Origin of the sequence: Bacillus sp. 3255, assembly GCF_031456485.1 — a bacterium.
In the GTDB taxonomy this organism is placed as follows: Bacteria; Bacillota; Bacilli; order Paenibacillales; family NBRC-103111; genus Paenibacillus_E.
Window position 1 is genome coordinate 114,855 of record NZ_JAVDUS010000001.1, and the last position, 21,564, is coordinate 136,418.

The 21,564-nt window shown below is 46.3% G+C and carries 17 protein-coding genes; 1 reads left to right on the top strand and 16 read right to left on the bottom strand.

Translation table 11 applies throughout. The features are described 5' to 3' along the window. Positions 1-40 precede the first annotated feature (40 nt). The 15 genes from J2X61_RS00410 to J2X61_RS00480 all read right to left on the bottom strand — a co-directional run bounded on the left by J2X61_RS00410 (position 41) and on the right by J2X61_RS00480 (position 19,625). On the bottom strand, positions 41-1,261 hold the full coding sequence (locus tag J2X61_RS00410; RefSeq protein ID WP_310185010.1) for a nucleotide sugar dehydrogenase: 1,221 nt from the start codon (positions 1,259-1,261) through the stop codon (positions 41-43). Between the two features lie 13 nt (positions 1,262-1,274). Next, positions 1,275-2,537 carry a glycosyltransferase family 4 protein gene (locus J2X61_RS00415; protein WP_310185011.1) on the bottom strand — a complete coding sequence of 421 codons (1,263 nt, stop codon included), beginning with the start codon at positions 2,535-2,537 and terminating at the stop codon, positions 1,275-1,277. A gap of 28 nt (positions 2,538-2,565) precedes the next feature. After that, positions 2,566-3,192: an acetyltransferase gene (locus tag J2X61_RS00420; protein ID WP_310185012.1), complete on the bottom strand. Its 627-nt coding sequence runs from the start codon at positions 3,190-3,192 to the stop codon at positions 2,566-2,568. After that, positions 3,189-3,833: a sugar transferase gene (locus tag J2X61_RS00425; protein ID WP_310185013.1), complete on the bottom strand. Its 645-nt coding sequence runs from the start codon at positions 3,831-3,833 to the stop codon at positions 3,189-3,191. Before J2X61_RS00425 ends, J2X61_RS00420 begins: the two co-directional genes overlap by 4 nt. Then, the gene (locus J2X61_RS00430) at positions 3,833-4,915 is read right to left on the bottom strand and encodes a DegT/DnrJ/EryC1/StrS family aminotransferase (protein ID WP_310185643.1); all 1,083 of its coding nucleotides are present in this window, start codon (positions 4,913-4,915) and stop codon (positions 3,833-3,835) included. The genes J2X61_RS00425 and J2X61_RS00430 overlap by 1 nt, the downstream gene beginning before the upstream one ends. A 128-nt stretch (positions 4,916-5,043) precedes the next feature. Beyond that, a complete protein-coding gene (locus J2X61_RS00435; RefSeq protein WP_310185014.1) occupies positions 5,044-6,867 on the bottom strand; it encodes a polysaccharide biosynthesis protein in 1,824 nt (607 codons plus the stop codon). A gap of 25 nt (positions 6,868-6,892) precedes the next feature. Further along, positions 6,893-7,582 carry a CpsD/CapB family tyrosine-protein kinase gene (locus J2X61_RS00440; RefSeq protein ID WP_310185015.1) on the bottom strand — a complete coding sequence of 230 codons (690 nt, stop codon included), beginning with the start codon at positions 7,580-7,582 and terminating at the stop codon, positions 6,893-6,895. Continuing rightward, positions 7,563-8,318: a YveK family protein gene (locus tag J2X61_RS00445; protein ID WP_310185016.1), complete on the bottom strand. Its 756-nt coding sequence runs from the start codon at positions 8,316-8,318 to the stop codon at positions 7,563-7,565. The genes J2X61_RS00440 and J2X61_RS00445 overlap by 20 nt, the downstream gene beginning before the upstream one ends. 107 nt (positions 8,319-8,425) lie before the next feature. Continuing rightward, positions 8,426-10,915 (bottom strand): S-layer homology domain-containing protein, encoded by a 2,490-nt coding sequence (locus J2X61_RS00450; protein WP_310185017.1) that lies wholly within the window; start codon positions 10,913-10,915, stop codon positions 8,426-8,428. Between the two features lie 30 nt (positions 10,916-10,945). Then, positions 10,946-11,716, bottom strand: coding sequence for a tyrosine-protein phosphatase (locus tag J2X61_RS00455; RefSeq protein WP_310185019.1), 771 nt, complete (start codon positions 11,714-11,716; stop codon positions 10,946-10,948). Positions 11,717-12,158: 442 nt separating this feature from the next. Beyond that, a complete protein-coding gene (locus tag J2X61_RS00460; RefSeq protein ID WP_310185020.1) occupies positions 12,159-12,374 on the bottom strand; it encodes a hypothetical protein in 216 nt (71 codons plus the stop codon). A gap of 160 nt (positions 12,375-12,534) precedes the next feature. Then, positions 12,535-14,430: a PrkA family serine protein kinase gene (locus J2X61_RS00465; protein WP_274466533.1), complete on the bottom strand. Its 1,896-nt coding sequence runs from the start codon at positions 14,428-14,430 to the stop codon at positions 12,535-12,537. A 264-nt stretch (positions 14,431-14,694) separates the two neighbouring features. Then, entirely contained in the window at positions 14,695-16,818 is a 2,124-nt protein-coding gene (locus J2X61_RS00470; protein WP_310185023.1) for a TIM-barrel domain-containing protein, read from the bottom strand. A gap of 18 nt (positions 16,819-16,836) precedes the next feature. Continuing rightward, the gene (locus J2X61_RS00475) at positions 16,837-17,799 is read right to left on the bottom strand and encodes a Gfo/Idh/MocA family protein (protein WP_274466535.1); all 963 of its coding nucleotides are present in this window, start codon (positions 17,797-17,799) and stop codon (positions 16,837-16,839) included. Between the two features lie 515 nt (positions 17,800-18,314). Then, positions 18,315-19,625, bottom strand: a complete 1,311-nt coding sequence (locus J2X61_RS00480; RefSeq protein ID WP_310185026.1) for a sn-glycerol-1-phosphate dehydrogenase — start codon at positions 19,623-19,625, stop codon at positions 18,315-18,317. Between the two features lie 267 nt (positions 19,626-19,892). On the opposite strand from J2X61_RS00480, the gene J2X61_RS00485 reads away from it, so the two are divergent. Next, positions 19,893-20,618: a DUF2161 domain-containing phosphodiesterase gene (locus J2X61_RS00485; protein ID WP_310185027.1), complete on the top strand. Its 726-nt coding sequence runs from the start codon at positions 19,893-19,895 to the stop codon at positions 20,616-20,618. Here the strand turns inward: J2X61_RS00485 and J2X61_RS00490 are convergent. After that, entirely contained in the window at positions 20,615-21,562 is a 948-nt protein-coding gene (locus tag J2X61_RS00490) for an NAD(P)/FAD-dependent oxidoreductase (protein WP_274466539.1), read from the bottom strand. The genes J2X61_RS00485 and J2X61_RS00490 overlap by 4 nt on opposite strands. Between the last annotated feature and the right edge of the window lie 2 nt (positions 21,563-21,564).

The following is a 21,564-nucleotide window of genomic DNA, read 5'->3' on the forward strand; positions in this document are numbered from 1 at the left end:
TTAATATCAATTCACATATTTAGAAATATTAAAATGAAAGCTATAACTTATAACACGACTCAAAAGTACAAACATTTCTTGTGTCTAATACATGTTTTTCTTTGATAAGATCCATGTTCATCTTTATGTGGTCGTGCCCAACCATAATAACAAGCACTTCTATTTCATTAATAAAATCCTCAAAATTCATGAATTGATGGTCTACAATTCTTGTTCTAACCATTGGATCGAATACTTTTACTCCAAAAGCTAGATGCTCATCCATTCTTTCCAATAATTGAATTGTTGGACTCTCCCTTGTATCATCAACATTTTCTTTATACGTCAGACCATATATTCCAATTTTTGAAATATCTTTTATATCATGCAGTCTCATAATATCTCTAATTCGTCCTAGTACATGGGTAGGCATTGAATCATTGATTTTTCTAGCTGTTAGAATCAGATTAGTCAAGTCAGGATAATCACCAACTAAAAACCAAGGATCTACAGAAATACAGTGACCTCCTACGCCTGGACCTGGTTGCAAAATATTAACCCTAGGATGCCTATTTGCTATTTTGATAATCTCATACACATCCCGATTATCTTTACGGCAAATTTTTGTTAACTCGTTCGCAAATGCAATATTTATATCTCGGTACGTATTTTCAACAACTTTTGACATTTCTGCAGATGCTATATCAGTCAAAACAATTTCAGCTTTACAAAAACTTGAATATAATTTCTTTACCTTTTCTCCGATTTCGAAATCATCTGCTCCAATGGTTCTTGAATTATGCTCAAGTTCATAAATCATATTTCCTGGAATTATTCTTTCAGGAGCATGTACTAAATGCACGTCTTGTCCTATTACTAGCCCTCTTTTTTCTACTTCAGGGCGAACATACTTGTCAATTGATCCTGGCGATATCGTAGACTCAATAATTATTAATGAACCTTTTACACAAACATCTAAGACACTATTCACTGCTGAAATAACATACTTAGGGTCAAGCTTTTTACTTTCCTTAATATATGGTGTTGGTACAGCAATGATATAAGTGTTAGTCTTACGATAATCAGTTACAAATTGAATACCATTATTAAGTGCCTCATTAAACAGTTCCTCGAGCCCTTCTTCATCGAAAGTTAATTCACCATTTGTTAATGTTTCAACTAATTTTTCGTTATTATCTGTTCCAACAACTTTTATTCCACTTTTCGCAAACATTAGAGCAGTTGGTAAACCAATATATCCTAGTCCAATAATATTTATCATAAATTCTTTCTCCTCATATCACACTGTCTATTACCCTGATCAACTTTTCCGTTAATACTTTAAAATCGAAATCACTAGCACCTTTTTTGGCATTTTCGCCCATTAGCTCATACTGAACTTTAGGCATAACTTTGATGTCCATAATTTTCTTGGCCAATTCCTCAGCTGTGCTATTATCTAATTCAATTCCGCATTTATATTTTTTCAGTATCGAATATCCCATTTTCACAGTCGATATAATTGGTTTTCCAGATGCCATATATTCGAATAATTTATTAGAGCTATTTCCTCTAGCCCAATTATATTGTGTTTGAGAATAATTTAGAATATTTACTGATGACTTACTTAGGATATAGGGAATAGAATGTTTACTAACACAACCTTTTATTTTTACATTAGTTAGTTTTTCATCCGAAACTCTCCTTTGGAGAATTTCCCTTTGGTTACCATCCCCATAAATAAGAAACTGAATGTTCTTTTCATCTTTTAGAATAGCTGCTGCATCTAAAATATTTCCTACATTATTAATAGGACGAATGGCTCCAACGTATACAACATTAAATTTATTAGAATTTAAGTCTTCATCATGAAATTTATTCTTAAATGAGAACCTTTCAAATGCTTCTAAATCAACACCGTTATTAATATAACTACATTTTGCAAGGTTGATTTCTCCACCTTGTCCTGTGTCCCATTTTTTTTCTATGATATAATCAATATCTCCCTCTTTAGTAAAAATTAGAGCGTCTGCCTTTTTATATATCCAATGTTCACCAGCAGTAAGAACACGTCCTAATAGGCTATTTTCTCTAGCCTTATTAAATGAAAATATAGCCTCAGGCCACAAATCCCTAATTTCACAAATACATGGTATCCCAAATTTTCTAGCTACTTGAATCCCCGCTAGCATAGTTAAAGGATGAACACTTGAAGCAATGATAACATCAGGCTTGCCATTTAACTTTTTATATTCTTTTGCTACAGAGAATATATTTAAGTAAAATAAACACATATTTTTCACTCTATCAATTCCATTTCCCAATGCCGTTGTGGTCCTTACAAAAACAAAAGGGATGTTATCAATCGTATTTATGGCATATTTCTTATTTTTTGTATCAATAAATTCTGGCTTGTTATGATAAGTATTTGCACAAAAAACTGTCGCAGTGTAACCTTGTTTAATAAGGTTCTCTACAAACCAATAATGTCGTCCACCACGATTTTTGTACATATCAGTCCCATAATGATTCCATACCCATATATTTTTTCTTATCAAGTTACACTCACCTCAGACGATTAAAACGTTAATTATCAACTTTCATTTTCGCAGGAACTCCAACATAAATTCCCGGTTTAGTTAAATCTTTAGTTACTACAGCACCTGCACCAACTTTGCAACCTTTTGCTATTACAACGTTATTCACTACTTTGCTACCAATACCTAACCATGTACTTTCACCAATTGTCACTGATCCGGCTAAATTAACTCCAGGTGATACGTGCACATAATCTTTAATCACATTATCATGATCTATCGTTGATCCTGTATTAATAATGCTGCCTTTTCCTATTCTTGTGCAGCAGTTGATAATTACTCCAGCCATGACTACTGTTCCTGACGCCAAATCAACTTGTTCTCCTATAATTGCACTGGGATGAATTAAAACAGGTAAACTCGCACCTGCTGCTTCAAGTTTCTTTTGGATTTTTTCTCTTGTAGCGTTATTACCAATACCAACAATGATGTCACAGTCATCTATATGTTTTATTACATCATCTGACCTACCGATAACTTTAAGTCCTAATGATGATTCCATATTATCGTTATCATCTAAGAAAGCTATGTTATCCCATAAATTCATTTTCAAAGCGATATCGGCCACAACTTTACCATGCCCACTAGCACCGATGATAAGGAGTTTGCTTTTCATAACACCACTGTTTCCTTTTCTCTACCTTTAAAAGGCTCCATCGTTGTAGCAGTTTCTGAATTAATGCCTTCTCTTATGAAGACTTTTTTGATTGTCATAAATATGATTTTGCAGTCTCTCACAAAAGTAACATCATTAACATACTCTATATCTAGGTTAAATTTAGCTTCCCAGCTAATTGCATTTCTTCCGCTTACCTGTGCCAAGCCAGATAATCCAGGTTTTACCTCGTGACGTCGTTTCTGATGTTTATTATAGAGGGGTAGGTACTGAACCAATAATGGTCTAGGCCCAATAATAGACATATCCCCTTTAATGATGTTAAAAAGTTCTGGGAGTTCATCGAGAGAAGTAGAACGCAAAAATCTACCGAATTTTGTCAATCTAATATTATCAGGAAACAAATCACCACACTCATCTCTCTCATCAGTCATCGTTCTAAATTTATACATCCTAAAAACTTGCTCATTCAGTCCTGGTCTCTCTTGTTTGAATAAAATTGGGCTTCCAAGTTTTACTCTAACAAGGACAGCGACTATCAGAAGTACAGGAATGAGAAAAATTACTGCAACTAGTGATAATAATAAATCCATTGGCCGTTTAATATAACTTTTATAGAAACCTCTATTGGAGTTTCTCATTATGCTAACCACAATCCTTTAATAACCTTTACAACTCTAATCAAATCATCATCAGTCATCTTTGTATCGCTTGGCAGACATACTCCATTCTCAAACAGATCTTCCGAAACATTCGTTCCAACTAAATCGAATTTTCCAAAAAAAGGCTGCATATGCATCGGCTTCCAAACTGGTCTTGATTCAATGTTTTCTTTCTCAAGTGCTTCCATAATAGTAATCGGTCTAACTTTACCATGCATGGTAATCGTACTTAACCAATAGTTCGGTTTGTTCCACTCATTACTAGGCATGAAATCAATACCTTCTAGTCCACCAAGTTCTCTTTTGTAGAATTCAAAAATATATCTCTTCTTCTCAACTCTCAAGTCTAATACCTTTAGCTGCCCTCTACCAATTCCAGCAACAACATTGCTCATACGGTAATTAAACCCTAATTCACTATGTTGATAGTGTCTTGCTTTGTCTCTTGACTGTGTAGCCCAAAAACGTGCCTTTGCAATGATCTCTTCGTTATTAGAAACTAACATTCCACCACCAGAAGTAGTAATAATCTTGTTTCCATTAAAAGAGAAGATACCATAATTCCCAAAAGTCCCTGTATGTTTGTCTTTATAAAACGTGCCTAACGATTCAGCAGCATCTTCTATCAAAACCACATTATGTTTCTTACACAATTCAACTATTCTATCCATGTTTGCAGATAAACCATACAAATGCACGACAATCACAGCTTTAACTTGAGGATACTTCAACATAGCTTCTTCTAATGCATGTGGACACATATTCCACGTTTCATAATCACTGTCTATAAAAACTGGAGTAGCATTTTGATAAATTATTGGATTAGCGGTAGCTGAAAACGTCAGCGTAGGGCAAAAAACTATATCCCCTTCCCCTACTCCTGCCGCCTTAAGTGCTAAATGAATCGCAGCAGTTCCAGAAGATAATGCTGCTGCAGATCTAGACCCAACCTTCGCCGCTAGCTCTTTCTCAAATTGATTTACGTTTTCTCCAAGAGGAGCAATCCAGTTCGTATCAAAAGCTTCTTGTATGTATTGCATTTCATAGCCTTCATCACTCATATGTGGCGATGAAAGAAATATTCTATCTTTCGCTTTTTGTACAAGTGCTGTACTGCCTTCGTGTTTCACACATATCCCTCTCTTTTCATATCTTCGTAATCAATGTAGTACACACCATACAATAACCCTCAACCCACATTACTAAAATTCGGCACCAAATGCCTCACTGCCTCACGAACAGCCCCTTGTCCTTCACAAACAATCTCTTCGAGTTGTGCAATCTCTTTAGCAAGCTCACTGTGACTTATCTTCGATGGACTGCCCACGAAGATTCGACCGTGACTCGTTTTCCCAATGCCTTCTTCATTCAGCAGCAGCTCCTCATAGAGCTTCTCCCCAGGGCGCATGCCCGTGAATTGGATCTCTATATCTATACCCGGCTCGAATCCCGATAGTCGGATAAGATCAGTTGCCAAATCAACAATTTTGACCGGCTCACCCATGTCCAGAATGAAGATTTCTCCACCTTTAGCGAATGATCCGGCTTGGATAACTAGCTGAACTGCTTCAGGGATTGTCATAAAGTAGCGCACCATTTCTGGGTGTGTAACGGTTACTGGTCCGCCTAGAGCGATTTGTTCTTTAAAGTGCGGTATTACACTACCGCGACTCCCTAGCACATTACCAAAGCGTACGGCCACGAATTTAGTCTGACTAACGCGATCCAGGCTTTGGATGATCAATTCGGCAATTCGTTTGGTAGCCCCCATCACACTTGTCGGATTAACAGCTTTATCTGTTGAAATAAGAACGAATCTCTCCGCTTTAAATTGGTGAGCACATTCTGCAACATTTCTGGTTCCGAATACGTTATTTTTAATAGCTTCAGCAGGATTACGCTCCATTAATGGCACATGCTTATGTGCTGCCGCGTGAAAAACAACCTTGGGTTGGAAGATTTGGAAGACATCTTTCATCCGATCTAAATCCTGTACATCAGCTATTACCGGCTCTATTTTCAAATAAGGGAACTTTCTGCTTATTTCTTTTTCTATTCCATAGATACTGTTCTCCCCATGTCCCAGCAAGACTAACTTACTGGGTCCAAAGGGAGCGATTTGTCTGCATAGCTCGGAACCAATTGATCCGCCAGCGCCAGTAACCAATACAACCTTATCTTGTACATAGTTGGCTATACCCTCTAGATCTACATTAATCGGGTCACGCCCCAGCAAGTCCTCGACTTGCACATCTCTGATGGCATTAATCGTGACCTTACCTTCGATTAAATCGTTAATTTTGGGAATAATCTTCATTTTTGCTTTGGTCAGCTTACAAATAGCGATAATCTCCGATATCTCAATTTTAGATACGGAAGGCATTGCAATAATGATTTCATCGATTTGGTAATCTGCAGCAATTCTTATAATCTCATTTCTTGAGCCCATAACCGGAATGCCCATAACCAAATGTTTAAATTTCAATGGGTCATCATCAATAAATGCGACGGGGTAAGCGGGAGAGCTCAGATTAAATTTCAGCTCTTTGGCGATAAGAATGCCGCAATCCCCAGCACCAATAATTAGAGCCTTCTTCATATTCGTGTTCTTCTTTAAATATTTATCCCTAACAATTCTCCACACAAAACGACTCACACCAATGATAATGACCATATTCTCCATGACACGAACATAGACGGAGAAAGGAATCCGTGGCTCGTGCATCACAAGCATGATGAAATAAGAAACAGTACAAGCAACCCCTACTGCTTTAATAATAGAAATGACTTCGCCAATGCTTGCATATTGCCATACGCGTTTGTACAGCTTGAAATAGAACAAACTGATGGAGCCAATTACCATAGAGACGGCCGCATATTCTAAAGACTGATTCCAGTAAATCTCGGGGATATGCCAGTCAAACCTCAATAGGTATGCTGTGATTATGCTAAACCAAATAAGAACCATATCCAAAAGAACAAGAACCGCTTTCCTACTTCCGACAAATTTCATTGGAAACCCTCACTTGTAGATCATGCTATTTACTCTCACCATAATAATAGTAATAATAAGAATCCCTATTTTTTCTATCCACGTTGTTAAGAACAACACCAAGTATTCTAGCCCGCACGTTATCAAGGTTTTGTTTGGCTTTAGCGGCAACTTCCCTTTTTACCTTTTCCGAATCAATGACCAAGACGACGCCATCTGAACGTGTAGAGATGATTTGAGCATCCGTTACAGCAATGGCAGGAGGCGCATCAATCAGAATGATATCAAAATACTCCTTGAGCTCTTCCAGTACGCTAATCATCCTTTTTGAAGCTAGTATTTCTGATGGGTTAGGCGGAATCGGCCCTGAAGTGATGATACATAAATTAGGGATGAATGTTTCTTGTACGGCTTTCTGAGCAGGTAGTTCGTTCGTCAATACGTTAGTCAAACCAACACGATTGGAGACCATCAATGTATGATGCATGGTCGGTTTACGTAAGTCAGCATCAATAATTAATACGTTCTTATCGGATTGCGCATAGGCTACTGCAAGGTTAGTCAGCGTAGTTGATTTCCCTTCTCCAGGGCCAGCCGAAGTGACCATGACTACTTTCAACTCTTCGTCGATAGCAGAAAATTGGATATTGGTTCTTAACGTCCGATAAGCCTCGGAGATCGGTGACTTCGGATTTTGATGGGTAATAATCGGCCTTTTATTGGTTGAGTTTGACATGTGATGGCTCCCCTACCCTTTGTTCAATTGTTTTCTTGCTTTGATTTTGGAAATCATCCTGTTTCATTTTTGTAATCATGGTTAGTGTCGGAAGTCCTAAATACTGCTGAACGTCTTCTTCCGTTTTGAATTTATCATCCATATACTCCAGCAAAAAGGCTATTCCAAGAGCGATCATGAGAGAAACAACAAAGCTGATTGCAACGTTTAACTTTTTGTTCGGCTTCACGGGTACCGGCTGTTCGATATCCTTAGCTTCATTTAACAAGGAGATATTATCTACTTTCATAATCTTGGGAATTTCGCTTTGGAACACTTTAGACACAGCATTCACAATGTTGGCTGCACGCTCATAGGAAGGATCCTGAACAATCAAGGTCATGACTTGTGTATTGTTAACCGAGCTTACTTTAACACTCTTGATAAGCTGTTCGGCACTAATATTCAATTCCGGGTAATCGGCAACAACTTTGTCCATTACTCTGGGAGTTCTAATGATTTCTTTATAAGTGTCAATCAATCTAATATTCACATTTACGGTATTAATGTCGACTTGAGATATCCCAACTTGATCATTCGATTTATTAACGATCAATTTCGTTGAAGCCTCATACACAGGCGTTATGAAAAAATAACTGACAACGCCCGTTGCGATCGTTGTTAATACGACAATTATGACTATCATCCACACCCTTTTACGTAAAATTTTCAAGTAATCCTTCAAATCCAGTTCCATTACATTCCCTCCGTATCCGATCTATCGGTCCTGTCTCATCTAGTTAGCGTTAGAGTAGAAAGTTTGAGGAACCCTCTCCAATAGGTGAAGAGGATTCCTCTATGTTCTTATTTATTCAACAAACGATAAATAACGACTGCCGCTTGTGCGCGAGTGGAGTTCGCATTTGGATTAAAGACATTGCCTTCTTCACCAACGATGATACCCTCGCTCGCTGCAAGAGCTACGCCATTTTGCAAAGAGCTATTGATGTCTTGAGCATCCTTGAAGCCTTTAAGCGCTTCTTCTACTTTCATAGGAGCGATCGATACACCCTTGAGCGATAGTGCTCTGGAAGACATAACCGCCATTTCAGCGCGAGTAATCTGTCCATTCGGATCGAACTTGCCTGCTTCTTTGCCGTTGACGATACCGTTCTTAACAGCAGAAGCTACATAAACTTTGTACCAGTCGGAATCATTCACATCGTCAAAGCTTTCTGTTGCATTAGCGCTTTCTAAGGAGAATGTTTTGACGATCATTTTTGCAAACTCAGCACGCGTCACAAATCCATTCGGATCAAAGGATTGCTCAGCACGCCCTTCCAGGATCCCTTTGGCAGCAGCGACTTGAATTTGTCTGCCCGCCCAAGCTTTAACCGATGCTGTATCCTCGAAAGACACTTTATTTTCGACTACTGTATACGTGGAGAAAGAGTTACGAAGACCTTTTAACGAACCATTACCATAGCTTCCGCCGTAAAACTCTAATTTACCGTCTACAATTTTAGCCAAGGACAACAGTTCAGTATCAAAATTACTGCCGTTTGGTACCGGAATCGTGACTTCAACAGGTTTATTGAAGCTTTCTACTTTATTTCCACCTGAAGTAAATTCGAACTCGTATACGCCGGATGCTACAGGAAGCTGAGTTACGCTCGTCGCCACAGTCGTATCTTGGTTGGTTACCTTCAGAGTCGTGTCCGCACCGAATTCCGCTGGGCTAACCGCAAGTGAGAGGCCGTTCATAGCAATTGCGATGGTATCAATGCCATTGCTTAATGCTGCTGCTAATAAGTCTTTAGCTAACGGAATCTCAGTTGTTTTGGCATTAATAGTTCCGAAGTTCAAGGTAAGCTGAACTTTCACATCTTTAGCGTTCGGGTTCAACGCCTTCAATTGATCATTAAGCGCTTTGGCTTTTTCAGCGATGGCCTTCAGCTTGGCTACCAGATCAGCAACATTCAATTGCGGCTTAGCTGTATCACCTTGGATCGTAATCAGTGATTTAAGATCCAGTGTTGCCAGTTCCTTAATGGCATTTTCAACTTTTGCTTGAGCTTCTTTGAAGATTTCTTGCTTTCTCGCTTCGGTCGCGTTTTTCAGTTCATCTCCAAGTTTAGCAAGAGCTTCTTTGGCTGCTTGTTCTGCTGTACTGGTGTTTCCTGTTGTAGTTCCACCACCAGCTCCGGCACCACCGCCACCACCAGCGCCACCGCCGCCACCTGTGCTTCCGCCACCGTTGCCGCCACCAGTGCTTACAGGCGTCAAAGTAATCGCATTAGGGGAAATATAGAGCAATAAGCCGAATTTGGAATCACGAGCTTCAACATGTGCAGAAGCCGAAGTAGTGCCCGTTAATACGAAGGCCTTAGCCGTCCCGTCGTATTTGATACCTGTTCCAGCAGCACTCCATTTCAATAAACTTGATGGAAGTGGGTACTCTTGGTTGTTATAAGTCACACTCAAAACAGGTAATTCTACTGCTGATGTGCTTCCGCTGCTTTTCGCATATTTGATTCTGTCTTTCAGCACATATCTCAAACCTGCAGACTCGACAGCAGTTCTAGCATCCTTAGCAATCGTTGAGCTCGACTGTGCATCAATATAATTGGCAATTCTATTCTGTACAGCATTCAGATCGCCTAATGTAATGCCATAGCTATTCAATAATTGGGAAATCAGCAGCTCGCTGTGTCCCTCTAACACACCTTTGTTAACGATCTCGTTAATCTCTTCTTTAATTGCTTCAGAATCCACTTGACCTGTTAGAATGACTTGCGCCACTTTTTCCAGAAGTTCATCTTTTTTGCTCGTCAAAGCGCCCATCGCAGCTTGTTGAAAGTCAACGATATCACTTTTCTTCAACCCGTTAGGCTCATCGATGCCTGGGAGATTGACCGATGTGAACAGTAAGCTGATCGCATCCCGATTAGCCTGATCTTTGATTATTTCATCAAAGGAAGCACCGGAGTCATCGAAAAACAAGTCTAATCCATTAATTAGCTTAATAACAGCGCTATAAGGAAGAGCCGGAGCTTTATCTCTCACTTTGCTCCAAACTTCTTGCGTTAATTCTTTCTGCAAATTCTTATCTGTGATCGGATGATCCGCAAGATACTGTTTGACTGAATTCACGTTAGATAAACCTTGTGTATCTCTCGCTAATTCTGTATGTACTTCGTTAAGTTGATCTAGATATGTAGTTGCAGAAGCAACACCGGCAGTTAAACCTATTTTGCCAGCTAACCCTTTCTCGCTTAACGGAAGTCCTGCAATAGATGCAAACATCATACTTGCGGCTAATGTAGTAACGGTTAATTTCTTCTTCATCGTCATGCTAACTTTCACCTCATTAAATTAATTTCTTTATTTTGATTTCCAAAACTGAAACCACTTGGGTTTCGTCCAAACAGGCGGTTGTGTCTCAATAGGTAGGTCATGAATGATCCTGTTGGCGTGAATTTGGAAGGTGTTCACCATGGTGTCCCCCAGCTTTTCACGCATGACTTCATAAGCTTCGGCAAGAGCAAACCCGCGATTCGTTGTATTATGGGCATCCGAAGAAACAAAGTGAGCAAGCTGGTTTCTGCACAAATCCAGCGATAAAGTCTGAATAGATTTGCCAAAATGGCCTAGTATGGAATGAGCTGTGATTTGCGACAAGGCCCCTAATTGAATTAGCTCTAGAAGCTTCATTGGATTCTCAGCAATTTCCTGATTACGCTCCGGATGAGCAATAATAGGAACAATATTCATTAATCTGAGTTCATGCAAAAGCTCATGAGTCCCTGCTGATATCCCGCCGGATGGAAATTCCAACAACATATAACGGGAACCATTTAATGTGGCTGTTCTCCCGGCTTCAACATCCTCGATTAATCCCCGGTACACCCTGATTTCCTGCCCGGCATGTATACGCAGCGGTATATCTCTTTTCTGAAGCTCTTCCTGAAAAGATTTGACGCGCAATTCAACCATTTCAAACTCATTTGTATATCTGCCGTTCTCATGATGCGGAGTAGCAATAACAGAGTGTATGCCATGTACGACAGCTTGCTTGGCCATTAAAATGGAGTTTTCCAAGTCGTCAGATCCGTCATCCAGACCCGGTAGAATATGACTATGTATTTCAATCATTTAATGCCCTCAATCCCATGAATATAGGTACTAAGATATATAACTGTGACTCCATATTACATTTTTCTATGTTTAAAGTCACAATTCGAAGTTTAGCACATATCCCCCCACCTGCCTACACCCATAAAAAGGAAAGGGGCATTTTTAGCACAATTTTATCTAATCTTTATAAAATAAAATTTAGATTAAATTATTATGAATTTTACAAGAAGTTGATTATAACAATTTTTAAAGGAGCCATTTCACACATCATCATACAAGTTACAACTTAATTCGACTTAATCCGACATAATATCCGCAATAATTCGACATATTTACCTATAAATTTATTTTTTGAATTTTCAGATTTATTTCCTTTATCAACAACAAGAAACCACAAAAAAGCTTCAATTATTGTTCACAAAATTGAAGCTTGCATTTTCAATCTAACTCAGGATGTCATCTATTTCTTACGAATCTTCACCAAATCCGATAGCCCGATCAAGAAGACGATAATCGTCGTCACAACAATAAACCGTACATCCCACGCATTCGGGAATTCATTCACTTGCGTTCCGGATAACCGAAGAATGAGTACAAACATGAGCAGAAGCAGATTGAAAAACATACAGTACGCCATCCGCGCAGAAAGCTTGTGAAGAGGAAGTTTGTCCATCATTCTGCCGAAGAACAAACAAGAAAGCAATGCCGATTTTCTTCATGGAGTTCCCCTTCATGGTTTCTCACACCTCCCTTGCAAGAAGATAGAACAGTGTTTGCTAGATTCGGTGTATCACAGCATAAAGACCCGAGGCCTCCGCCCCGGGTCTGCATGATATTTATCTGTTCAGCAAGCTTCCCACATACCGCAGCAATTCATTCGCGCACACCGGGCAATACCCGTGCTCATCGATCAATTGCTTCGTCACGTCGTTAATTTTCTTGAGCTGCTTCTCATCCGGCGTTTTCGACGATGTCGTAATTTTCACGATATCCTTCAGATCGGCGAACAGCTTCTTCTCAATCGCTTCACGCAGACGCTCGTGAGAGGAGTATTCGAATTTCTTGCCCTTGCGCGAATAGGAAGAAATGCGGATCAAAATTTCTTCCCGGAACGCTTTCTTCGCATTCTCGGAAATGCCGATTTGCTCCTCGATGGAACGCATCAGGCGCTCATCCGGATCCATCTCCTCGCCGGTGAGCGGATCCTTGATTTTACCCCAGTTGCAGTACGCTTCAATATTGTCGAGATAGTTGTCGAAAATCGTCTTGGCGGACTCTTCGAAGGAGTAAACGAACGCTTTCTGCACTTCTTTCTTCGCGATATCATCGTATTCCTTGCGGGCGACGGAGATGAAGTTCAGGAACCGTTCGCGCTCATCCTTCGTAATCGACGGATGCTGATCGAGGCCGTCCTTCAGCGCGCGCAGCACATCCAACGCGTTAATGCACTGAAGATCCTGCCGGATCAATGCACTCGAAATCCGGTTGATGACATACCGCGGATCGATACCGCTCATTCCTTCTTCCTGGAATTCGTTCTGCATCTCCTTCAGATCCGCTTCCTTGTAGCCCTCGACGACTTCGCCGTCGTACATGCGCATTTTTTTGACCAAATCCATGCCCTGTTTCTTCGTTTCCTTCAGACGGGTCAGGATGGAGAAGATCGCCGCCACCCGGAGCGAATGCGGAGCCGTATGAATGTGGGACATATCGCTCTGGCCAATGAGCTTATAGTAAATCTTCTCTTCATCGGACACCCGGAGGTTATACGGAATCGGCATAACAATCATCCTGGATTGTAACGCTTCATTCTTTTTATTGGCGATGAAGGATTTGTACTCCGTTTCGTTCGTATGGGCGACGATCAATTCGTCGGCGCTAATAAGCGCGAAGCGTCCCGCTTTGAAATTCCCCTCTTGGGTAAGAGAAAGCAGGTTCCATAAGAACTTCTCGTCGCACTTCAGCATTTCCTGGAACTCCATGATGCCCCTGTTGGCCTTGTTCAGCTCCCCGTCGAACCGGTAGGCGCGCGGGTCGGACTCCGAACCGAACTCGGTAATGGTCGAGAAATCGATGCTGCCCGTCAAGTCGGCAATATCCTGAGATTTCGGATCCGAAGGCGAGAACGTCCCGATACCGACGCGTCCTTCTTCCGAAACGAACACACGCTCCACCAAGACGTCCTCAATGCAGCCGTTGTAGTCGGTCTTCAGCCGCATTTGGCAGGAAGGACATAAACTGCCTTCAATCTTTACATTCAACTCCCGCTCAATCTCGTGACGCAGCTCCATCGGTATAAGGTGAAGCGGCTCCTCGTGCATTGGGCACCCTTTGATCGCGTAGACGGCCCCTAAATCTGTTTTGGAAAACTGTTCCAACCCACGTTTCAACATCGTCACAATCGTGGATTTACCACCGCTTACAGGACCCATCAGCAGCAAAATCCGTTTACGAACATCCAATCGACGGGCAGCGGAGTGGAAATACTCTTCCACCAATTTCTCAATGGCACGATCCAGGCCGAAGATTTCTTGGTTGAAAAACTTGTAGGACTTGTGGCCGGATTGGTCATTGATTCCTTGCGAAGCAATCATATCATAGACTCTGGAATGTGCGGTTCTTGCGAGTCCAGGATTTTTGCGAAGCAATTCTATGTACTCCGCGAACGTACCGGTCCAGCTAAGTGACTCCTTCTCCGTACGATGCTCCGAAATTCTTTTGAATATGTCCATGGGTACCTCCTTTCACTGCTGTCCCCTTCAAATATTGGTCAGCTCGTGATGGTGAATTGTGTACTACAATCCTATGCACCCACAGAAGAGAACTTGCCCGAAATTTTTATGAGAATGAGTTTTCATAAGTCAGCAAATCCATCTTGCCCGCTTCCGCCGGGTACTCAACGGCAGATTGTCCGCCGCTTGTCTTCAAGCATTGCCGGCATCCGGCTCCGATACCCGAATAAGCTCCAGAGCGGCTTTCAGAGTATGGGGGTCGCTCTATACGAGTTTGCATTGCCCGTATCTCCACACGATGGGCGGCAGCGATACTGCTGAATTCGGATTCCCCTCGATCGTACCGGCATATCGGCCGTCTCCGTCTTGCGTAACCACCGCCTTCCACCAGCTGCATACTCCCTTCTCATACTCGAAGGACGTTCCATCGTCCTCATAGAGCAGTCCTGTACCGGGCTCATCGCCGAAATGCACGAGCTCGATCTCGCCGAAGGTCCCCGATGCCGGAACGTGCGGCAGAGCAGCCATCATCGGAATAACGGATCCGCTTTTCACAAAAATAGGCATGGTATCCAAGCCGGCCTGAACGCGAATGACGCTGCCGCCCGTATACCGTTCTCCGGTCTCCAGCCCATACCAGATGCCGGCCGGCAGCAGCACCTCGCGTTCCGTCTCGCCCTCGACCAGCGGAGCGGCCAGCAGCGAGTCGCCGATCATGTACTGATCGTCCCATTCTTTCACAGCCTTCTTGCCGTAAGCTGCGTCGGTGGTGTTCAGCTGCTGGATCTCGTCATTGGCGCCGCTTGCCTCAGCCGCAGCAATTTCCGCCGGCGACATGACGAAAGGCAACGCCCGGAAAGGCGGAAACCCCCTCTCCCGGTACACGGCAAAGGCCGTGTATAGATAAGGCAGCAGCCTCATGCGCAGCTTGATGTAATGCCGGACAATCGCTTCCACTTCCGGGAACGACCACGGCTTGGTGCCGTCTCCCCAAGCATTCAGCATCGCCAGCGGAGAGAGGCATACGGTCTGCATGCGGCGAACCCAATCTTCGGCATTCCTCGCCCGGCGAACCTCCGGCGTCCACAGCAGGCCGCTGAAGGAAGAGCTGCACAGCGCCCGGATGAATTGCTTGTGATCGTACAAATCGGAGTAAAGCACATACGGCATCGTAGAAGCGGCCGCATTCGAAGCACGAACCAGCCCATATGTTCTGCGGTTTCGGCTGCGGAACAGATCTGCCGTCATTTTCTGAAACATCAGTCCATACATTTGTCTCATCTGTTCGCCGTCCAAGCCGGAAGGGAATCGGGCATGTGCCGGGAACATCCAGGAATGATGGGTCAACTCGCTGCCGTCGCATTCGTCCAGCTTGTATCCCGACACCCCGATACCGACGTGTTGATCGTCGTGCTGCCTCTTATAGCGTTCCGCCGCCTCCGGCAAGGAATAATCCGGGGCAAGCCCGCCCCATACCGTATGACTCCCCGAAAGCGGCTGCAGCGCGGCGAACAATTCACTCTCAGGCGAGACGTACGGGTGCTCCCAGAGGTTGACGCGGAAGCCTTGATCCCCCAGCTGCTTCACGAAGCCTTCGGGATTGGGAAACCTGCTCATCTCCCATTCATAGGTGACTGGGTAGCTGCGGCTGTGCCAGCCCGGTTCCAGTCCGATAACGTCGCATGGGATGCCGCGATGGCGGAACTGCCCGGCTTCTTCCAACACTTGCTGGTCGCTATACAGCGTCGGGACGCGGTGCCAGAAGCCGAGCCCCCACTTGGGAGGCAGTACGCCGCCGCCGCAAAACAAATTATACCTAGCCACCGTATCGGCAAGGGTGGGGCCTCCAAACACATAGACCGCTGCGCCCTCAGCGGGCAAGCGGATTTCCACCCGGGAGGCGATCGGCGTCGCTTTCCACGCCCGATCCGTATTGCGATCGCGCACGTCCTCGCTCCGCGTATCCTCCCGCTTCAAGCTGGAGCCGCAATACATCGTCACGATGCGGGAAGTGTCCACCCATACACCGTACCCCCGATCGCTCACATAGAAGGGTACGGGCGCATGCGTTTCGCCGGTATCCTGCTTCGGATCGCTGTTCACGCGCAGATAACGGGTTCTTCCCCGCTGATTCATCCGCATGAGCTGAAGGCCTGTACCATAGAGCTTTTCTGTTCGGTTCAGCGGTAACGACAGAATAAGACTTCCGACTGCTTCTTCCAGCTGAATGCTGTCCCAGGCAAAGGGCGGCTGCACTTCCGGCATTTGCTGCAGGACTTCCGTGTTAGGTGAGACGCCCATCCACGAGAGGGGAGTGATCCCCTGAGGCTGTTTGATCATCAAGCGCCAGATCCCCGGCGCACACTGTTCCCAATTGGCGATGTTCATGCTTCAGTCTCCATTCGTCTAAGTAGTTGGCACTTGAATCCTTTGAGTTTGACCGGACTCACTGGCCAGCTTGGCATAATGCACGAGTGCCTGCGTTTTCAAATAATCTCTGCCGCTTGTTTCCGCTTCGCGTCCCTCTCGCAGGGAGGCCAGAAATTCGGCCAAAGTGTCCGTTACCTCCACACCGCTGTAATCTTCAATCAATTGTACCTCTCCGCTTCGAATGACGCGGATCTCCATATCCACAACTTCTATCGCTCCCTCGGTGCCTTCAATTCTCCAGTTCCCGCTCCAAGGCGTTTCCGTCCCTCTTGCCGAAATGGAAGCCTGATAGGAAGCTGTGACGCCGTTTTCCATTTCAAGAAATGCGTAGGCATTAATGATCGCCCCTTCCTCCTGCCAAGCATTAACCGGATTGTACAGCTTGGCTTGTACAGTGCGCCCTTCACAACCGCTAAAATAACGAAGCATATCAAAATGGTGAACACCGATATCATCAAGGATGCTGACGGTATATTTCCGCTGTACATGGTGGTATCTGTAGAACTGTACATCCATGGAAGACAAGGTGCCGATAACCCCTTCGTCCAGAAGCCGCTTTACTTTGCGGATATACGGCATTCTCCTGTAATTCTCGGCGATCATAAAAGGGAGCCGCTCCCTTGCCGCCCTCGCAACAACCTCTTGAGACTCCTGATAATCGAAGGAAATCGGCTTCTCGCACAAGACGGCCAACCCATGGTCGAATGCCGCATGATTCACCGTCGTATGCATCAACGGCGAAGTAACATTGACAAGGAAATCCGCCTGCACCTGCCCCAGAGCCTCTTCCAGCGACGTGTAAAAGGGGTACGGATCATCTTGCATCTTCTCCTTCATCGCCGGGTCTACCTCCACGACAGCCGCCAATAAACCTTGATTCCGCAGTCGCTTGTACCAGCCGTACCCTGCAGAGCCTAACCCAACCAAAATTGCTTTCACGTACAAACCCTCCTCGCAGCATCATTGCCTGATAAAATATAGCTTTCAGTAGCCTTCCTCCCGATAAAGCGTGAGCTGCATCAAGGACTTCCCTTGCGGGGCAAGTATATGCAATGGTTTAATCATAGACCGAACGCCTTAGAATCCGCATGCAGTTTTTTTATGATACGATTGCATTTTTTCACAAAAAAAAATCCCAAGGCTATGCCTCAGGACCTGCAACCGAATCTTCCCCATGCGAGCGTGCTTCAACTGCTGTCTTCTCCGGCAGCTAACGGACACAGCAGCCGTTATTCGGTCATCTGGCCGAGTTTATCCATTCTAACGGACTCCAGTGACTCTATTCCACCTTCACACCTATATAACCGCTGCAAAATAGGGCAATAACGGCACTGGTGTCCGTTAGGTTCGAAATTGAGCCCTATCTGTCTAAATAAGGGCCGTGGTGTCCGTTAAAATCCGGTTCAGGCAGCAACAACCAAAGTCAACCCCCCGGTGCTGAGCTCAGCCACCGATCACACCGTCAGCAGCCGCCACAGACGCAAAACCGTGAACCGGTTGCGGACGAACAGCGCATCCTGCAGCGACGCCTCCACCAGCTCCGGCTCCACGCCGAGCTGCTCCGGCGTCAGCGGTCCCCGCACAGCCCCGAGCCACGCGCTCAGCTGCTCGGGCGCCGGGACCGCACGGGCGATGCGCTGCACATCGCCCCACTTCTCCGCGATGCGCGCCTTCAGCGCCGCCGCATCGCCGGCTCCCCCATCCGCCGGGAAATTCTCGGCGATGACCTGCTCCGCCATGGCCCCATAGGCGCTGCGGATGCGCTGCTCATCCGTCTGCCGGCTCGGGGCCTGGCTGTGCGCTAGGCGCGCGGCGGCCTCGTCGGCCGTGATACCGCCCAGCGCTGCGTAGCGCTGGGCCATCATCACGGTCGCAACGCCGACCTTCGCGCCGTGCAGCAGCGCCCGGCGGCGCTGCTGCAGAAGCACCATCTCCCAATAATGGGAGAGATGGTGCTCCGCCCCGGAGGCCGGCCGGGAATGGCCGACCAAGAGCATGGAAAGGCCGGACAGCAGCAGGCCTTCCATCAGTTTCAACATGCCGAGCTCGGTGCGCGCCGCGATCTCGTCCAAGTGAGCCGTGCACAGCTCCACGGCTTCCAGCGTCAACTGCGCGCTCAGCCCGCAGTAGTGCTCGTCAAGCAGCACCCGGCCCAGCGACCAGTCGGCTAGCGAAGTGTGCTTGCCGAGCATGTCGCCGAAGCCGGCGGCAATCATCGCCTGCGGCGCATCCGCCAGCAGCGCAAGATCGGCGAAGATCGCTTCCGGGGCGATTGCCGGAATCGTCATCTTGAAGCCGCGCACGATGAGCGGCGCGCCGACCGAGGCGAAGCCGTCGACCGACGGTGCCGTCGGCACGGAGAGAAACGGCCGCTTCGTCCGGTGGCTGACGAAGCGCACGATATCGTGGAGGGTGCCGGCCCCCACGGCAATCAAAGCCTCCGATGTCAGCGGCGTGTCCAGCATCAGCTGGACGACCGCCTCCTCGTCGGCCGCCACTTCGCCCATCGCGTTCTCCCGGATCACGCAGATGCTGACTCGGACCTGCGCCGCTTCCAGCTTCTCGCGCAGGTCGGCCCCCGCTGCCCGGTACGTTTTCTCATCCGCAACCAGCGTCACTTCGCCGTAGCCGGCCTCCCGCACATAACCGGCAACAAGTCCCATCGCCCCCCGCTCGACGCTGATGTGTTTAATGCCGATTTCATGCCGCTGTCCGCATTCGCAATCGATCTTGCGGCCCAGCCACTTTTTCAAAATGTCACTCATTCCAACATCCCCCGCTCCTATCGATTCAAGACATAAGCCGCTTACTCCGCCATCTTGGAACCCCGCTCAGTCAAACTGCTCTTCATCTTTGTCTCACCGTGCTGCTCGTCTCCCATGCGGCCATAGGACTTCGCACTTGTTCAGACGAATGGCTCATCTGCGCTAACATGTACGTACAACTACTTCTTCCCCTATTCTAGCAAAACCTGTGCTATAATGATACACATTCTGACTGCCTTCATAAGCAAGTAGGAGGAGAATATTCACGTGCCGATTAACAGCGAAACGGAGCTGTACGCTCCGATCAAACAATATTTCGAAAGCCAAGGCTACGCCGTTCGGGGAGAGGTCAAGCATTGCGATCTCGTAGCCATTCGCGGGGATGAGCCGCCTATCGTCGTAGAACTGAAGAGAAGCTTCAATATCCCCCTGCTTGTTCAAGCGATCGACCGCCTGCGTCTGACGGACCAGGTATACGTCGCTTTCGAGCTGCCCAATAAAGGCAAAGCCCCCCACCGGCTGCAATGGGAGGACATCCGCAGGCTGTGCCGCATGCTCGGCCTAGGCGTCCTGACCGTTCAATTCTACAAACGCAAAAAGCCCGCAGTCGATCTCGTCTGCGAGCCTACGCCTTATATGCTGCGTCATAACAAAAGAGCCGCCCTGAAGGTCGTGAACGAATTTCACGAACGCAGCGGCGACTACAACGTCGGGGGCAGCAGCCAGATGAAGCTGATGACCGCTTACCGCGAGAAATCGCTGCACTGCGCATATCTGATGCGCGAGCAGGGGCCGCTCAGTCCGCGCAAGCTGCGCGAGCTGACGAACAACCCGGCCGTCAGCGGTCTGCTTCAGAAGAACTATTACCGCTGGTTCGTCCGCCAGAGCCGCGGCATTTACTATATTACGCCGCTCGGCGAGAAAGCTCTGGCCGAGTACGCGCATGTAACGGCCGCCTTCGCTTCCACAGAGACGCCGATAGCGGACCTTTAAGAGCGAACGTACACCCGGCCGGCGTTCGCTTCTTCCTTGAGCATCAGCAGCACCTTGTTCATCCAAATGGCCGCCTGCGCGCCTTCACCCATGGCGATGGTCACCTGCTCCGCGTGGACGCCGACATCGCCGGCTGCCCAGACGAAGGGCACGCTCGTCATTTTGGAACGGGGATCCGTCACAATGTGCCTGTTCTCCATCCGCTCCGCGCCTAATTGACGGGCCAGATCGGATTTCACTTCATTGCCGCCGAAAGCGATGAAACCGCGCTCCGCCTCGATCCGTTTGCCGCTTGCCGTCATGACGCCGCCGAATTGGCCATTCTCCTGCAGAACCTCTTGAATATCGTCCGCCATATAAGCAATACCTTGGCTCTTGAGCTCGTCCATCATATGCATTCTTACCGCACATTGCCCATGATTCAGATAGGTCAGATCATCGGTCCGGATACGAAGCTTGAGCGCCATCGCCGCTCCGGCATCGCCGGAACCCAGAACGATCGTCTTACGGCCGCGCACCTCATAACCGTCGCAATCCGGACATACATAGATCGTTAATCCCAGACACGGCTTAAGCCCCGGTATTTCCGGCATGCGGTCCATTAACCCTGTCGCCAGCAGCAAGGTCGGGGCTTCATAGCCTTGTCCCGATTTCCCCCACAGCTCGAAGCCGTCTCCCGGCTTTCCTTTGTTCACAGCTTGTACGACTTCGTCTTTAACGAAGGTGACACCCAGCTTCTCCGCTTGCATCCTGCCTAACCGGCGCAGCTCCTCTCCGGAAACGCCATCCGGCCAGCCCAGCAGATTATGATAGCTCTTGCATAAGGTTGAACGGCCGTAGCCGGCGTCGATCACGAGTACGCGATGTTCGTACCGGCCAAGCTGAATGGCTGCTTGCAGCCCGGCGATTCCTCCGCCTACGATCACACTGTCATACTGTTTCATAG

Coding starts and splice junctions, on each gene's coding strand:
- J2X61_RS00410 (WP_310185010.1), bottom strand. CDS start 1,261: ATGATAAATATTATTGGACTAGGATATATTGGTTTACCAACTGCTCTA.
- J2X61_RS00420 (WP_310185012.1), bottom strand. CDS start 3,192: ATGAAAAGCAAACTCCTTATCATCGGTGCTAGTGGGCATGGTAAAGTT.
- J2X61_RS00425 (WP_310185013.1), bottom strand. CDS start 3,833: ATGAGAAACTCCAATAGAGGTTTCTATAAAAGTTATATTAAACGGCCA.
- J2X61_RS00430 (WP_310185643.1), bottom strand. CDS start 4,915: ATGAGTGATGAAGGCTATGAAATGCAATACATACAAGAAGCTTTTGAT.
- J2X61_RS00435 (WP_310185014.1), bottom strand. CDS start 6,867: ATGAAATTTGTCGGAAGTAGGAAAGCGGTTCTTGTTCTTTTGGATATG.
- J2X61_RS00440 (WP_310185015.1), bottom strand. CDS start 7,582: ATGTCAAACTCAACCAATAAAAGGCCGATTATTACCCATCAAAATCCG.
- J2X61_RS00445 (WP_310185016.1), bottom strand. CDS start 8,318: ATGGAACTGGATTTGAAGGATTACTTGAAAATTTTACGTAAAAGGGTG.
- J2X61_RS00450 (WP_310185017.1), bottom strand. CDS start 10,915: ATGACGATGAAGAAGAAATTAACCGTTACTACATTAGCCGCAAGTATG.
- J2X61_RS00455 (WP_310185019.1), bottom strand. CDS start 11,716: ATGATTGAAATACATAGTCATATTCTACCGGGTCTGGATGACGGATCT.
- J2X61_RS00460 (WP_310185020.1), bottom strand. CDS start 12,374: ATGATGGACAAACTTCCTCTTCACAAGCTTTCTGCGCGGATGGCGTAC.
- J2X61_RS00465 (WP_274466533.1), bottom strand. CDS start 14,430: ATGGACATATTCAAAAGAATTTCGGAGCATCGTACGGAGAAGGAGTCA.
- J2X61_RS00470 (WP_310185023.1), bottom strand. CDS start 16,818: ATGAACATCGCCAATTGGGAACAGTGTGCGCCGGGGATCTGGCGCTTG.
- J2X61_RS00480 (WP_310185026.1), bottom strand. CDS start 19,625: ATGAGTGACATTTTGAAAAAGTGGCTGGGCCGCAAGATCGATTGCGAA.
- J2X61_RS00490 (WP_274466539.1), bottom strand. CDS start 21,562: ATGAAACAGTATGACAGTGTGATCGTAGGCGGAGGAATCGCCGGGCTG.